This is a genomic window from Actinacidiphila sp. bgisy145 (assembly GCF_057708125.1).
Genome location: NZ_JBYIRL010000015.1, coordinates 1 through 14982, shown reverse-complemented (window position 1 = coordinate 14982; position 14982 = coordinate 1). Strand labels below are relative to the sequence as shown.

At 75.4% G+C, this 14982-nt stretch carries 15 protein-coding genes; 7 read left to right on the top strand and 8 right to left on the bottom strand.

Annotation, left to right across the window (positions count from 1 at the left end):
• Positions 1-170: 170 nt before the first annotated feature.
• Together AC3ERT_RS15580 and AC3ERT_RS15575 are read left to right on the top strand one after the other, a co-directional pair.
• On the top strand, positions 171-623 hold the full coding sequence (locus AC3ERT_RS15580) for a carboxymuconolactone decarboxylase family protein (RefSeq protein ID WP_335979374.1): 453 nt from the start codon (positions 171-173) through the stop codon (positions 621-623).
• Between the two features lie 178 nt (positions 624-801).
• The gene (locus tag AC3ERT_RS15575) at positions 802-1278 is read left to right on the top strand and encodes a DUF6059 family protein (protein ID WP_435174716.1); all 477 of its coding nucleotides are present in this window, start codon (positions 802-804) and stop codon (positions 1276-1278) included.
• 19 nt (positions 1279-1297) lie between these two features.
• Here the strand turns inward: AC3ERT_RS15575 and AC3ERT_RS15570 are convergent, their stop codons facing one another.
• The 3 genes from AC3ERT_RS15570 to hemG form a co-directional block, all read right to left on the bottom strand.
• The gene (locus tag AC3ERT_RS15570) at positions 1298-1744 is read right to left on the bottom strand and encodes a YdeI/OmpD-associated family protein (RefSeq protein ID WP_335979371.1); all 447 of its coding nucleotides are present in this window, start codon (positions 1742-1744) and stop codon (positions 1298-1300) included.
• A gap of 166 nt (positions 1745-1910) precedes the next feature.
• Positions 1911-2519 carry a mycothiol-dependent nitroreductase Rv2466c family protein gene (locus AC3ERT_RS15565; protein ID WP_435174714.1) on the bottom strand — a complete coding sequence of 203 codons (609 nt, stop codon included), beginning with the start codon at positions 2517-2519 and terminating at the stop codon, positions 1911-1913.
• Between the two features lie 47 nt (positions 2520-2566).
• Positions 2567-4048 (bottom strand): protoporphyrinogen oxidase, encoded by a 1482-nt coding sequence (gene hemG, locus AC3ERT_RS15560; RefSeq protein WP_435174711.1) that lies wholly within the window; start codon positions 4046-4048, stop codon positions 2567-2569.
• A 190-nt stretch (positions 4049-4238) separates the two neighbouring features.
• On the opposite strand from hemG, the gene AC3ERT_RS15555 reads away from it, so the two are divergent.
• Positions 4239-5015, top strand: coding sequence for an alpha/beta fold hydrolase (locus AC3ERT_RS15555; protein ID WP_335979365.1), 777 nt, complete (start codon positions 4239-4241; stop codon positions 5013-5015).
• Positions 5016-5184: 169 nt separating this feature from the next.
• Here the strand turns inward: AC3ERT_RS15555 and AC3ERT_RS15550 are convergent, their stop codons facing one another.
• The 5 genes from AC3ERT_RS15550 to AC3ERT_RS15530 form a co-directional block, all read right to left on the bottom strand.
• A complete protein-coding gene (locus AC3ERT_RS15550) occupies positions 5185-6060 on the bottom strand; it encodes an NmrA family NAD(P)-binding protein (protein WP_435174708.1) in 876 nt (291 codons plus the stop codon).
• Positions 6061-6150: 90 nt separating this feature from the next.
• Complete coding sequence (locus tag AC3ERT_RS15545; protein WP_435174706.1) at positions 6151-7917, bottom strand: FAD-dependent monooxygenase; 1767 nt, start codon at positions 7915-7917, stop codon at positions 6151-6153.
• A gap of 213 nt (positions 7918-8130) precedes the next feature.
• Entirely contained in the window at positions 8131-8898 is a 768-nt protein-coding gene (locus tag AC3ERT_RS15540; protein WP_435174704.1) for a gamma-glutamyl-gamma-aminobutyrate hydrolase family protein, read from the bottom strand.
• Entirely contained in the window at positions 8895-9254 is a 360-nt protein-coding gene (locus tag AC3ERT_RS15535; protein ID WP_435174701.1) for a non-heme iron oxygenase ferredoxin subunit, read from the bottom strand. Before AC3ERT_RS15535 ends, AC3ERT_RS15540 begins: the two co-directional genes overlap by 4 nt.
• Positions 9255-9447: 193 nt before the next feature.
• Positions 9448-10254: an SDR family oxidoreductase gene (locus AC3ERT_RS15530; RefSeq protein ID WP_435174698.1), complete on the bottom strand. Its 807-nt coding sequence runs from the start codon at positions 10252-10254 to the stop codon at positions 9448-9450.
• A gap of 315 nt (positions 10255-10569) precedes the next feature.
• Here AC3ERT_RS15530 and AC3ERT_RS15525 point away from each other — a divergent pair, with 315 nt between their 5' ends.
• The 4 genes from AC3ERT_RS15525 to AC3ERT_RS15510 form a co-directional block, all read left to right on the top strand.
• On the top strand, positions 10570-11016 hold the full coding sequence (locus tag AC3ERT_RS15525) for a carboxymuconolactone decarboxylase family protein (protein WP_335979354.1): 447 nt from the start codon (positions 10570-10572) through the stop codon (positions 11014-11016).
• A 60-nt stretch (positions 11017-11076) separates the two neighbouring features.
• A complete protein-coding gene (locus AC3ERT_RS15520; RefSeq protein WP_435135033.1) occupies positions 11077-11757 on the top strand; it encodes a sulfotransferase family protein in 681 nt (226 codons plus the stop codon).
• Between the two features lie 92 nt (positions 11758-11849).
• A complete protein-coding gene (locus tag AC3ERT_RS15515) occupies positions 11850-13451 on the top strand; it encodes an alpha/beta fold hydrolase (protein WP_435174695.1) in 1602 nt (533 codons plus the stop codon).
• 216 nt (positions 13452-13667) lie between these two features.
• A partial coding sequence (locus tag AC3ERT_RS15510) for an FAD-dependent monooxygenase (protein ID WP_435174692.1) occupies positions 13668-14982 on the top strand: 1315 nt, incomplete at its 3' end.

Sequence of the window (14982 nt, the reverse complement as noted above, 5' to 3'; positions counted from 1 at the left end):
CCCGCGGTGCGGCGCCCCGCTTTCCCGCCCCGGCGCACCACCGCCGGGGGCCGTTCGGGTGCCGGTGCGCCCCCGCTGTCACACTCCCGCGGCGGCGGTCGTCATAGAAGTGGCGCCGCCCCGCGGCGGCGCCGTGTGTTCACCCCCGAAAGGCACGAAAGGCAATGACCATGGAAGCGCGCATGAAGAACCCGGCGATGATCCTCGGCGCCACCCAGTCCATCCAGGACATGTACAAGGCGATCTACTCCGGCGGCGTCCCGAAGACGACCCTGGACCTGGTCCACCTGCGCGCCAGCCAGATCAACGGGTGCAGCTCCTGCGTGGACTCCGGTGCCCGCGGCGCCCGCAAGAGCGGCGAGACCGAGGAGCGGCTGTTCGCCGTCGCCGCCTGGCGCGAGACCACCCTGTTCACCGACGAGGAGCGCGCCGCGCTGGCGCTGGCCGAGCACGCCACCCGGCTGGCCGACCGCAGCGACCCGGTGCCGGACGCGGTCTGGGACGCGGCCGCCGACCACTTCGACGAGAAGGGCCTGGCCGCGATCGTGCTGATGGTCGCGCTCACCAACTTCTTCAACCGGCTCAACGTCACCACCCAGCAGATGGCCGGCGACTGGGGCTGACCGGCCCCGCGCGGCACTGCCCCGGCTCCCCGCCCGGCGGGGACCCGGGGCCGTCCGCGTGCGCGCCCGGCGGCCCCGCACCTGCTTGAGCGGGCTTCCAGCCCGGCTCCAACCGTGCCGCGGACAGTAGCGTCACCGCCTCCCGCACCGGGGGGCACGACGCGAAGGGACCCCGTCCATGGCCGCCCTCGCCCTGCTCAGGCGCTTCGTCGGCGAGGTGTGCCGCTCCCTGGGCGCCTACGGGGCCATGCACGCCCTGGGGCTGTGGGTGCCGGGCTGGCCGCCCTTCGACCAGGAGCCGGAGCAGCCGGACGGCCCGCCGCCCGCGCACCCCGAACGCCTGCGCCCGCAGGACCCGCTGAGCGCGCTGGAGCGCTCACTGCTGCGCCAGTGGCGGCGGCAGGACCGGCAGGAGCGGCGCCGCCGCCGGCAGGCCGAGCGGCGGCACCTGGAACGGCAGCGGGAAGAGCACCGCCGGCGGCAGCGGGAGCAGCACCGCGAGCAGCGGCGGGAGCAGCAGCGCGAGCGGGAGCGGGACGCACGGGAGCAGCAGCGCGAGCGGGAGCGGGACGCACGGGAACGGCAGCCGGACGCGCGGGAGCAGCACCACCCGCGAGAGCGGGACGCGCGGGAGCAGCGGCGCCCAAAGCGCTGAGCGCCGCTCCCCCGGCCGGTCAGGACAGGTCCTGCTCCCGCAGCGTCAGCAGCGCCTTGGCGATGCGGCGGGCCCGGGTCTCGGGCTTCTTCGCGCTCTCGACGGCCCGGATGTGCTCGCGCTTGCGGCTGGGCGTGAGGCTGTTGTAGGCCGTGGCGGCCACCGGGTCGGCCTTCAGCGCCGCGGCGAAGTCCTCGGGCTCGGTCACGGTGCGCGGCGCGGTGTCCAGGGCGAGTTCGACCTCGACCTCCTCGCCGGTGTCGACGCCCGCGGCCGCCCGGTTGGCCTTGCTGAAGCCGATCAGGTGCCGGCCGCGCATGATGGCGAGCCGGCTGCGCCAGGTGTGGCCGTTGACGGTGATGGTCACCGGCGGCCGCGCTCCCCCGCCGAGTTCCTCGACGATCTCGGGCGGCACCTCCAGCCCGCGCATGGGCTCCGGGGGCTCGACCTGGGTCCGAAACTTCATCGTCTGCTCCTGTCGGCGGGGCCGGTCCGGGTCCAGTGTCGCGATCCGGCCGCGGGGGCGCGGCCCCCTCGGCGTTCTGCGAGCATTATCACCATTGGCCGTGCCCCGTCCGCAACGGCGAACGGGGCACGGCGTGTTCGGGTGTGAGGGAGCGGGCCGGCCGCGGTCAGTCGAAGCTCGGCCTGCGGTCGCGGGTGCGCTTCAACTCGAAGAACCCGTCGGTCGAGGTGACCGCCAGCACCCCGTCCCACAGCTTCGCGGCGGCCGCGCCGCGCGGCACCGGGGTGACCACCGGCCCGAAGAACGCGTTCCCGGCCACCGAGATCACCGGTGTGCCGACGTCGTCGCCGACCTGCTCCATGCCCTCGCGGTGCGAGCGCCGCAGCGCCGCGTCGTACTCGGCGGTGTCCATCGCCTCCGCCAGGTCGCCGTCCAGGCCCGCGGCTTCGAGCGCCGCCGCGGCGGTGGCCCGGTCCCGCGGCGCCTTCTCATGGTGGTAGCGGGTGCCCAGCTCGGTGTAGAGGCGGCCGAGCACCTCGGGGCCGTACTTCTGCTCGGCGGCGGCGCACACCCGCACCGGGCCGATGCCGTTCGCCGCCCGCCAGCGCTCCGGCAGGTCGCGGCCCTCGTTGAGGACGGCGAGGCTCATCACGCGCCAGCGCACCTCCACCGGCCGCAGCAGCGCCACTTCGTGTATCCAGCGCGATGCGATCCACGCCCAGGGGCACTGCGGATCGAACCAGAAGTCGACAGGGGTCGGGGTGCCTTGCGCCACGTCGGGCCTCCAATGGGACGGAACGGGGATGCGGTGCGGACGGCACGTCAGTCCCGGGCCCGCGCCGCCGCCGGGGCGGCCGGCGCGGCGGCGCGCAGCGAACCGAGCACCTGGTCGACGGCCCCCCGCGCGCTGACCACGCACTGGCCGATCCCGACGCCGTCGTACACGGCGCCGCAGACCGCGAGGGAGGGCTGCGCGGCCACGGACGCGCGAATCCGCGCCACCCGGTCGAGGTGCCCGACGGTGTACTGGGGCACCGCGTCGGCCCAGCGGCTGACCCGGGCCGCCACCGGGTCGCCCACCACCCCGGCGGCGTCGGCGACCTCGGCCGCGGCGAGCGCGACGAGGTCGGCGTCGTCGCGCTCCAGCACGGCGCCGTCTCCGCTGCCCCCGGCCTGGCAGCGTACGATCTCCACCTCACCGGCCAGGTGCGGCCACTTGACGGTGGAGAAGGTGACGACCTTCATCGGCCGCCCGTCCACCGCGGGCACCCGGTAGCCGCTGTGGCCCAGGGCACGCATGGCGTCGAGCGCGCCGCGCGGGTAGGCGAGGGTGATGATCACCGAGCCGGCGTGCGGGACTCCGCTGAGCCCACTCGCGGCGGCGCCGGCCCCGGGCACCCCGGCGAGCAGCCGGCCGGCCGCTCCGGCGGGCGCGGCGAGGACGACGGCGTCCGCGTCGACCACTTGCGTCCCGGCGGCGGTGTCCACGGTCAGCCGCCAGCCGTGTGCGGCGCGGGCGAGTTCCCGCACCGCGGACCCGGTGCGCACCGCCGAGCCGGGCGACGCGGCGAGCAGGGCGTCGGCGAGCACCCGGGGCAGCCGGCCCAGGCCCCCGACGAGGGTGGAGATGCCCGTGGGGGGCCGTACGCCGTCCGCCGGCAGCGGCGGGATCAGCGCGGCCGCCGCCTGTGCCAGGGAGGGGTGCCGGCGGGCGGCGCCGACCAGCGGGGAGAGCGTGGCCGCGGCGGACAGCTCGTCAGCGCGGCCGAAGTACGCGTCGGCCAGGAACGGGTCGACGAGCCGGTCCACGACCTCGCGGCCCAGCCGCGCCCCGACGAACTGCGCCACCGACACGTCGCCGTCCGGCGCTGACATGGGCCGCACGGCGTCCTCGCGGGCCCGGTCCACCGCGGCGCCGGACAACAGGCCGGCGCCGGCCAGCTCGTCCATGTCGCAGGGCACCCCCATGAACTGGCGGTCCGGCAGGGGGCGCAGGGCGCCGCCGGTCCTGATCGCCATCGCCTTGGTGCCCGCCGAGACGACCCGGTCCGCGAGCCCGGCCTCCTTCAGCAGCCGCGCGGTCTTGGGGCGCTTGGCGTACGTGGACTCGGCGCCCTCGTCGACGACGGTGCCGGCCAGCTCCGAGACGGCGAGCTGCCCGCCGATCCGCGACGACCCCTCCAGGACCGTCACCCGCACCGGTTCGTTCCGCAGGAAGAACGCCGCCGCGAGGCCCGCGACACCGCCCCCGACGACGACCACATGCGGGACTTCGCGCGTCCGAGACATTCCGTTGTCCGCCATTCCGCCGGCTCCCTCATGGATTGGGTGTGGCCCCAGTGTCGACAGGCCCGGCGGCAGTCCCGGTCGAGTCCGGGTGGACCCCGGCCCGCGGCCCGGGCGGTGGCGTGCGATCGGCGCTCGACCGGCCGTCCACCGGCCTGCCGGACAGTGGCGGTACCGGCCACCACCAGCCCAGCGTGAGGAGAGCGCCATGCGGAAGGTCGTATCGCGGGACGGCACGACGATCGCCTACCGGTCGGCGGGCGACGGCCCGCCGATCGTCCTGATGAACGGCGCGTTCCGCGACCACACGATCTTCGACGCGCTGGTGCCCGAACTCGCCCCGCACTGCACCGTGTACGTCTACGACCGCCGGGGGCGCGGCGAGAGCGGCGACAGCCCGGCGTACGCCGTCGAGCGGGAGATCGAGGACCTGGCCGCGCTGATCGACGAGGCGGGCGGCGCGGCGGTGGTGTTCGCCGGGTCCACCGGCGCGAACCTCGCGCTCGAGGCGGCCATGGCCGGGCTGCCCATCACCAGACTGGCGCTGCACGAGCCGTACTTCCGCACCGCCGGGTACCCCAAGCCGCCGGCCGACTGCATGGAGGTGCTGCGGGGGCTGCTCGCGGACGGGCGGCGCGGCGAGACCGCGGAGTACTGGCTCACCGAACTGCTCGGCCTGTCCCCCGCGGTCCTCGCGGACTGGCGGCGCGGCCCGCTGTGGGCGACGAACGAGACGAACGCCCACACGCTGCTGTACGACACCGCGATCCTCGGCGACTTCGAGGTGCCCGAGCAGCGCCTCGCGACGCTGCGGGTCCCCGCGCTCGTCGTCCACAGCGAGAGCACCGGCGACTGGCTGCGCGACGCCGCCCGCGCGACCGCCCGCGCCCTGCCCAACGGCTGGGGCATGGGGCTGCCGGGCACCTGGCACCGCATCCACACCGACATCCTCGGCCGGGTGCTCGCCGGTTTCGCCACCTCCTGAGCGGCGGCGCCGACCGCCCGAACCACCGCGTACGGCACGGGGGCCCGCGGGTCCCCGTACCGTACGCGCACGTGCGCTCCCTGCGCCGACGGCGCAGCGCCGCTTGCGGCACACACGACCGGCCCGCCTCCCCTGTGCCGCGGAGGCGGGCCGGTCGCGGTGCGCGCGGTCAGTCCGAAGCGGCAGGCGGCACCGTCCAGTTCGCCCGCAGCCAGCTCTCCAGGCCGACCAGGTCCGGGCGCCGGCGGCGCAGCGCGGGCAGGTCCGCGCGGTAGCCCTCGCGGTCCAGCCAGTCGAACATCCGGGCCAGGTCCGGGCGGGCGGCCCGCAGCGGCTCGAAGGACTGCTGCTCGTACCGGGTCGGCAGGCCCGAGACGCGCGCGAACGCCTCGGCCATCTGCGGCCCGGTCAACTCGTCGCTCGCGATCTCGACCTGCCGGCCCCGCCACGCGTCCGGGTCGTCGAAGGCGTCCGCGGCGAACGCGCCGATGTCGGAGGTCGCGATGACCTGCACCGCGACCTGCGGGCGCAGCCACAGGCCGAGGACGAGCCCGCCGTCCGCGCGGCGCGGGCCGATGTCGCGCAGCACGTCGTGGAACATCGCCGGCCGCAGTACGGTCGCGGGCAGCCCGAGCTTGTCGATGTGCTGCTCGATGCGCCACTTGCTCTCGAAGTGCGGGATGCCGCTGCCGCGTTCGGCGCCGCCCACCGAGCTGTACACGAAGTGCGCGACGCCCGTGGCCGCGGCGGCGTCGGCCACTGTCCTGCCGTGCCGTTCCTCGGCGTCCGACCCGCCCGGCGTGCGGAAGGTCTGGACGCTGAAGACGCCGTGCACCCCCGTCATCGCCGCGCGCAGCGACGCCTCGTCGTCGAAGTCGCCGGGCACCAGCACCGCGCCCCGCGCGGCGAGCGCCTGCGCCGCCGCGGACTGCGGCGCACGCACCAGCGCGTGCACCGTCCGCCCGCGGCGCAGCAGTTCACGGGCCACCGCGCCGCCCTGTCTGCCGGTCCCGCCCAGGACCAGCACCGTCCCGTCCACCGTCACCGTCTGCCTCCGTCTCGGCTGCCTCAGCCGCCTGGTCGTTGCGCTGTGCGGGCCTTCCTGGACCGCCTGCCGTGTCCGGGCCGCGAACCGCTACGCGCCGGGGCCGGCCAGCAGCCGGGTGAGCACGTCGGCCAGGGCGGCCGCCGGGTCGTCCGCGGCGGTCGCGGCACGCCAGGCGACGTGGTTGTCCGGGCGCACCAGGATCGCGCCGTCCGCGGCGGTCCCCCGTACGGCCGCCCAGCCGCCGTCGGTGTCCGTGTACGGGGCGCCGGCGCCGCCGATCCGGACCGCGGTGACCGGGGTGGCGAGCTTCTCCGCGACCTGGGCGGCCGCCTCGCACCAGGCGGCCCCGTCCGGGCCGGTGAGCAGGACGAAGCCGCGCTCGGGGCCGGCCAGGTCGTGGGTCGACACGCGCCTCCCGTCGTGCTCCAGCCAGGCGTGCGGCAGCCGGTGCCCGGGCCGGGTCGTGGGGTGGTAGACGTCGCGCATCGCGGTGCGCGGCGGCGGCGCGCTGCCGTCGGGGAGCACCGCGCCCTGCTCGTAGGCGAAGCCGATCTCCAGGTCGTGGGCCTGCCCGCCGGCCCGGTGGGTGTCGAGGATCTCCGCGGTGCGCGCCCGCACCACGTCGCCGATCGGGGACTCCTCGAAGAACCGGGCGAACATCCGCTCCCGGCGCTGCTGGGGCGCGTGCGGGCCCAGCCCGATCGTCTCCAGGACCGTCTGGTGGTGGGAGGCGGCGGACACCGCCCAGTCGACGTTGTGCCGGCACACCGGGCGCCGCTCGGCCTCATAGCTGTCCAGGAGGGCGTCGCCGGCCCGGCCGGAGAGCACCGCGGCCAGCTTCCAGGAGAGGTTGTGGGCGTCCTGGATACCGGAGTTGAGGCCGAGGCCGACGGTCGGCGGCTGGCGGTGCGCGGAGTCCCCGGCCAGCAGCACGCGGCCCTTGCGGTAGTGCTCGGCGACCAGTGCCTCCACGGTCCAGTTCGTCACGTGGTGCAAGGTCAGCTCCAGGTCGGGCACGCGCAGCAGCTCGCGGATGCGGGCCGTGACCGCCTCCTCGTCCAGGCGGCCGTCCGGCATCGGCGGGAAGTGCAGCACCCACTCCTCGCACGCCTTGCCCCAGCTCGGCCCCATCTCGATGAGGTTGCTGCACAGGTCGGGGTCGTAGGCGTTGAGGAAGTGGGTGAGCAGCGTGCCCTCCTGCCACCACGGCGACAGGTCGGCGGCGAAGTAGGCGGTGGTGACGTCGAGGAGGCCGTGCAGGCCCTGCATCTCGATGCCGAGCGCGCCGCCGACGGTGCGGCCGCCGTCGGCGCCGATGAGGTACTGCGCCGTGACGGTGGTGGTCTCGCCGGTCGCGACCTCGCGGATCTCGGCCACCACGTGGTCGCCCCGGTCCTCGAAGCCGGTCATCTCGTGGCCGAAGCGCACCCGGCCGGGATTGCGCTCCTCCGCGGTGCGGCGCAGGATCGGCTCCAGCCTGACCTGCGGCAGCTTGACCGGCAGGACGGGGCCGGCCGCGGCGTAGCGCTCGCGCAGCACGCCGCCGCCGAAGGCGTCCATCTCGTGGATCAGCCGGGTGTCCATGGGCTCGTCCCCGGCCAGCGAGGTCAGCCAGCGCAGGCCGCCGAACAGCTCCAGGGGCGCGCCCTGCTCGGTCATCGGCCGGTCCAGTCCGTGCTGCCGGAAGATCTCCATGGTGCGCTGGTTGAGGTAGTGCGCCTTCGGCACGTGGGCGGTGTCGGAGTGCCGCTCCACCAGCAGATGGGCCACACCGTGGTCGGACAGGAAGTTGGAGGCGGCCAGGCCGCATCCGCCGCCGCCCACGATCAGAACCGGAACCTCGACTGCTGCCATTGTGGTCCTTCCTGGAGGTGGCAGCCGCGCGCTCGCGGGGGCTGCCGCACGGGCCGGGCCGCCGGTCGCCGGTCGGCCCGCCGCGTCCTGGCACTGACGCGGACTGGGGTGGTGCGCAGGGGTGGTGATGTGCGGGAGTGGTGGTGCGGGTGCGCGGCGGTGCGCTCGGGCCGCGGTGTTCTCGTAGCGTGCCGACGGCGTCTGTAGCCGCGGTCAAGGACGGGTGGACCCCGCGGGTTGCGGGTGCCTGCGCCCGGCCCGTGCGGCAGCGGCCCCCGCGAGCGCCCGGTGGAAGCGGTCGTCCGCGGTCTGGCCCGCCTCCCACTGCACGCCCACGGCGAAGGGCCGGCCGTCGGCCTCGACGGCCTCGACCGTCCCGTCGGGGGCCCACGCGGTCGCGGTCAGGCCGGTCCCGACGGTGTCGACGGCCTGGTGGTGGTGGCAGAACGACTCGGCGCCGCCGTCGCCCAGGATGCCCGCGACCCGGCTGCCGGGCCGGAGCTCCAGCGCGTGCCGGCCGAAGGTGAAGCCGGCGGTGGCCGGGCGGTGGGAGTCGTCGCCGGTGGTCTCCGGCAGGTGCTGGTGCAGGGTGCCGCCGCGCTGCACGTTCAGCAGCTGCATGCCGCGGCAGACGGCGAGCAGCGGCAGGTCCGCCGCCAGCGCCGCGCCGATCAGCGCCAGTTCGGCGCGGTCCAGGTCCGGGCGGACGGCCCGGGTGCTGGGGTGCGGCGGCTGCCCGTACAGCGCGGGGTCGACGTCGGGGCCGCCGGGCACCAGCAGGCCGTCGAGGGTGCCGGCGAGTTCCTGCGCGCCGTGGGCCAGCGGCAGCACCACGGGCAGGCAGCCGGCCGCGGCGAGGAAGTCCACATGGGACTGGAGCGCCAGGCTGACCGTCAGCGCGCTGCCCTGGAGGGTGACCGGCGCGGTCCGCGCGGCGATCCCGACGACCGGGCGCCGCTCTCCGGTTGCCGCGGCCGTCACGCCTGACCGCCCGCCAGCTCGCCGGACGGCTCACCCGCCGCGGCCGCGGGGCCCGGCGCGACGTGGACGTAGCCGTCCTCGACCTTCACCCGGTAGGTGGGGATCGGGCGCGTCGCGGGCGGGCCCGAGGGGGCGCCGGTTTTCAGGTCGAAGCAGGAGCCGTGCAGCCAGCACTCGATCGTCCCGTCGTAGACCTCGCCCTCGGCGAGGGGCACTTCGGCGTGCGAGCACAGCTCGCCGACCGCGTAGACCGTGCCGCCGCTGCGGGCCAGCGTGACCGCGGTGCCGTCGACCTCCACCGCGATCGCGCCTTCGGCCGGGACCTTCTCTTCCGGGCAGACCTTGACGAAGCTCATCGGTCGGGCTCTCCTCCTCCGTCGGATTCCGGCGGCCGCTCGGTCCCCGCCGCAGCGGGGCGGGGAGCCGGCCGCCCGCCACCCTGCCCGCGCGCGGTGGAGTACGGCCCGAGGAACGGACGAGGCCCGCTGCACCCGGGCCAGCCCGCCCCGCCCGGCTGCCCCGCCCGCCTGTCCCGCCCGCCCGCGGCCGTCACCACGGCACCGGGCCCTCCTCGGCCAGCGACGCCCCGGACGGCCCGTCCGCGTCCAGCAGCGCCAGCCGTACGGCGATCACGGCGCCCTGGGCGGGGGTGCGGTGCCCGCGGCGGTGGTTGATGTCGGTGGCCACCACGCCGGGGTGGGCGGCGTTGACCTTGACCGCCGTGCCCCGCAGCTCCTTCGCGTAGGCGAGGGTCAGCGCGTTGAGGGCCGTCTTCGAGGACTGGTAGGCGATCATGTTGACCCCGGCGAGCGGGGAGTCCGGGTCGGCGTGCAGGGCCAGCGACCCGATGTGGCTGGACATGTTGACGATGCGGCCCGCCGGGGCGCGGCGCAGCAGCGGCAGCATCGCGCGGGTGACGGTGACCACGCCGAAGACGTTGGTCTCGTAGACCGCGCGCAGGTCGTCGGCCGTGGCCTGGCTGGGGGCGCCGGTGAAGCCGCCGGCGACGCCCGCGTTGTTCACCAGGATGTCCAGGCGGCCGTGGCGCCGCTCGATACGGGCCGCCGCCTCGGCGACGCCGGCGGCGTCGGTCACGTCCAGCCGCAGCGGTTCGGCGTCGATGCCGCCGGCGGCCAGCGCGTCGGCGGCCTGCTTGCCGCGTCCCTCGTCCCGGGCGCCGACCAGGACGCGGATGCCCCGCTGCCCCAACTGGCGCGCCGTCTCGTACCCGATCCCCTTGTTGGCGCCCGTGACGAGCGCGACCTTCCCGGCGGTGTCGGCTTCCCCGGCTTCCCCGGCTTCCCCGGCTTCTCCGACTTCCCCGGCTTCTCCGGTCACGGCGGCTTTCCCGGTCATCGCGGCCCGTCCCTTCTGCGGTGGTCCGGCCGCCCCGGCCGGCGTGTGCGAGGCCCCTCCCGTGGTGGCGGGGGTTCCCCGAACTGTGCGCACCGGCACGGCGGTTGTCGACGCCCGGGCCGTTCAGGGCGTGCTCAACCGCGCCCGCTCCGCAGTCGAGCACGCCGGGTGCCACCGGCCGCACGGCGTTCCGGTGCGTTCAGTTGCCGCCGCCGCGTGCCGGGCGGCAGCCTGGGCCCCGGCACCCGCCGCCGCGCACCCGGAAGGGGGCGCTCGGGCGGCGCGGCTCGGCCCCGACTCCCAGGAGATGACCCGATGCCACCGCGGATGAACAACCCCTCGCTGATCGTGCCGGACGCCCTGCAACCGCTGCTCGACCTGTCCAAGGTCATCGGCGCGACCGGTGTGCCGCAGCGGACCCTGGACCTGGTCCGGCTGCGGGTGAGCCAGATCAACGGCCGCCGCTACACGCTGCCGGCCGACCTCGGGCCGGCCGCCGCGGCCGACGAGCGGCTGCCGCGGGTGGCCGGGTGGCGCGCGGCGGACTGCTTCTCCGGGGCCGAGCGCGCCGCACTGGCGCTGGCCGAGGCGACCACCGAGATCAGCGGGCGGGAGGACCCGGTGGCCGACGAGGTCTGGGCGCAGGCCGAGGCGCACTTCACGGCGGAGGAACTCGCCGCGCTGGTCCTCCACATCGGCCTGGTCAACCTCTGGAACCGGGTCAACGTCTCCACCCGGCAGGTACCGGCCGACTGGCGCTGACGCGCGCCGACCGCCTCGGCAGGCGCCTGCCGACCGTACGCACGGAGGGAAGTCATCACGATGCTCAAGCTCATCAACGCCGGCCTGGGCCGGACCGGGACGACGTCGTTGCAGGTGGCACTGGAGCGGCTGGGCCTGGGCCCCTGCTACCACATGTTCGACATCGTCGGCGACGAGAAGCGGCTGCGGCAGTGGGAGGGCATCGTCTGCGACGGCGAGGAGCCGGACTGGGCCGCGGTGTTCGACGGCTACACCTCCGCCGTGGACGGCCCGCCCTCCTTCTACTACCGCCCGATCGCCGAGGCGTTCCCCGCGGCCAAGGTGGTGCTCACGGTGCGCGACGCGGAGGGCTGGTACGACAGCACGTACCACACGCTCTTCCAGTTCGTGCTCAAAGGCCGGGAGGACCCGCCGCAGGAGGGCTCCCGGCAGGCCCGGGTGCTGCGGATGACGACCGCCATGACGTGGGACGGGCTCTTCGACGGCCGGTTCGAGGACCGGGCCCACGCGATCGAGGTGTACCACCGGCGCAACCAGCAGATCATCGACTCCGTCCCCCGGGAGCGGCTGCTCGTCCTCGACGTGCAGCAGGGCTGGGAGCCGCTGTGCGACTTCCTCGGGGTCGAGGTGCCGGCGGAGGAGTTCCCGCACGTCAACACCACCGCCTCGATGCGGGATCGGATGCGGCGGATGGGCGGCGCGGGCGGTCCGCTCGCGCCCGAGGGCGTCAACCGGCCCTGACCGCCCGTCCGTCGGCGCGAGGCAACCAGTGAGCAGCTGCGGCACCGGCCGGCCGACGCCGGCGGGCCGCCGGACACGATGGGGGAGACACGATGCGGAAGACGTCACGGAGACGAAGACTCGTCGCGGCGGTGGCCGCGGTGGCCGCGCTCGCCGGGGTGGCCGCGGCCGCACCGGCGCAGGCGGCCACCGGGCCCGCGGCGGCCAGGACGGCTGCGGCGGCGGTCACGGCGGTCACGCCGGCGGCGGGGACCATCAGCTGGGCGCCCTGCCCGGACAGCGACCCGCTCGTCGGCACCCTCCTCAAGGGGCTGGAGTGCGGGTCCCTGCGGGTGCCGCTCGACTACGCCGAGCCCGGCGGCCGGCAGATCACCCTGGCGCTGACCCGGGCCCGGCACACCGCGCCCGACGACCAGTACCAGGGCGTGGTGCTGCTCAACCGCGGCCAGTGGCCGGGCCAGTTCGGGCGGGACCTGCCCACCCGCTTCGCCACTGGCACCTCCGGCCTGCCGACCGGCACCGGCGCCCAGTACGACTGGATCGGCTTCGACCCGCGGGGCACCGGCGCCAGCGAGCCGATGGTCACCTGCGACCCGGCCTACCTGTGGCCGGGTCAGGCCCGGCCGGACTACGTGCCGCGCACGGCCGCCGAGATGAGCACCTGGGTGGACCGGGCCCGCAGCTTCGCCCGCAGCTGCGGCGACGCCTACGGCGACGTGCTGCCGTACCTCGGCACCAAGGACGCCGCCCGGGACCTCGACAGCATCCGGCAGGCGCTCGGCCAGCAGCGGATCAGCTACTTCGGCTACGACTACGGCACCTACCTCGGCGCGGTCTACGCCTCCATGTTCCCCAGCCGGGTACGGCGGATGGTGCTGGACACCGTGGTCGCGCCGGCCGGCACCTGGTACGCCACGGACCTGGCGCAGAGCGACACCTTCGAGAAGAGCGCCGGCACGTACTTCTCCTGGATCGCCGCCCATGACGCCACCTACCACCTGGGCACCACCGAGGCCGCCGTCGAGGCCCGCTACTACCAGGGCATGGACGCGGTGCGCCGAGCGCCGATCAGCGGGCAGATCGGCCCGTCGGAGTACTCCGACATCTTCCTCGTCAGCCTCTACCGCCGCTCCTCCTGGGCCGCGAACGCCAAGGCGCTCGCCGACTGGGTGCTGCGCGCGGACCCGGCCGGGCTCCAGGCGGGCTTCGGCGTGCCGGGCACCCCGACGCAGAACAAGCAGGCCATGTACAGCGCGGTGCAGTGCGTCGACACGCCCTGGCCGCACGACTGGAAGCGCTGGCAGCAGGACTACGCGGCGCGGTACGCCGCCGGCGACCACATGATGACCTGGTCCGACGCCTGGTACAACGCGCCCTGCGCCTTCTGGCCGGTGCCGGCCGCGACACCGCAGCGGATCGGCAGCGGCGCGGACGTGCTGCTGCTCCAGGGCGACGACGTCGGCAGTTCCCCGCTGTCGGGCGCCCTGCGGATGCAGCGCGAGTTCCCCGACTCCCGGCTGGTGGTGGAGCACGGCGGCTTCGAACACGAGACGTCCATGTCCCGCAACGCCAACGCCTGTATGAACGCGTACGTCAGCGCCTTCTTCAAGGACGGCAGCCGCCCGGCGGCCGGCCCGGGCGCCGACGCGACCTGCGCGGCCAATCCGGCACCGGCGCCGCCCGCCGAAAGCTGACACCGGCTTTCACGAAGTGCCGCGACGAGGCGTCAACCGCGGAAATTCCGCGGTTGAACGCCTTTTCGCACGCGGTGTATCCGCCGCTTTTTCGCAAGGCTCCGCCGGCGTTTTCGCGCACCGCCTCTTCTCATTGCGAGCGCGCCCGGCGGCATGCAATTCTGAGCCGATGACTCACCACCCGCCCTATGTTGGAGGGCCCTCGTGGAAACTGGCGTGATCATTGTCGGGGCCGGCCCGGTCGGCCTGTTACTGGCGGGCGAACTCCGTCTGGGCGGCGTGGAGGTGGCCGTCTACGAAAAGCTCTCCGCCCGGTCCGGGGAATCCCGCGCGCTCGGTTTCAACCGGCGGGCCGCGGAATCCCTGGCGCAGCGCGGCCTGCTGTCCCGGCTGGCGCCCTTCCGCTGGGGCCCGATGGGGCACTTCGGCGGGGTGCGTTTCGACCTCGGCATTCTCGACGAGGACCACAGCGGGGTGCTGGGCCTTTCGCAGGCCCGCACCGAGGAAATGCTGGAGGGCCGGCTCGCCGAACTCGGCGTCCCGGTGCGGCGCGGCCACGAGGTGACCGGGCTGCGCGAGACGGCCGACGGCGTGACCGTGTCGTTCGCGGGGCCGGACGGCCCCGGCGAGGCGGCCGCCGCCTACGTGGTCGGCTGCGACGGCCCGCACAGCGCGGTCCGTGCGGCGGCGGGCATCACCGTGACCGGGCGGGCGGCGACACGGGGCATGTACACCGCGGAGATCAGCGGCGTCACGCTGCGCCCGCGGCCGATCGGCGAGCGGCTGCCGGGCGGGAACATGGTGGTGTGCACGCCGCTGGGCGAGGGCCGCTACCGCGTCGTGGTCCATGACCGGACCCTGCCGCCCGACCCCGACCCCGGCACCCTGACCTTCGAGCGGGTCGCCGACGCGTGGCAGCGGCTGACCGGCGAGTCGATCCACGGCGCGCGGCCGCTGTGGCTGTGGGCCTGCGGCAATGCGGCCGGGCTCGCCGACCGGTACCGGCAGGGCCGGGTGCTGCTGGCCGGCGACGCCGCGCACGCGATGCCGCCGCTGGCCGCGTGGGGGCTGAGCGCCGGTCTCCAGGACGCGGCGAACCTCGGCTGGAAGCTGGCGCTGGTGCTGGCCGGGCGGGCCCCGGACGGGCTGCTGGAGACGTACCACGCCGAACGCCACCCGGTCGGCGCGGCGCTGGTGCGCAACGCGCAGGCGGCGTCGATGCTGTACCTGGGCGACGACGCCATGGACCCGGTCCGCGAGGTGCTGGGCGAGCTGGTGGCGCACAAGGACGCGGCCGGGCAACTGGCCGGCGTCGTCAGCGGTTTGGGCATCCGGTATCCGATGGGCCCGGGCGAGCACCCGCTGCTCGGCCTGCGCATGCCCCCCGACCAGGAGATCCGCCGCACCGACGGCACCACCGCACGCGTCGCCGACCTCCTCCACCCCGCCCGCGGCATCCTCCTCATCACCGGCGACGACGCGACCGCCACCAAGACTGCCCGCACCGCCGACGCCTGGAGCGACCACGTCC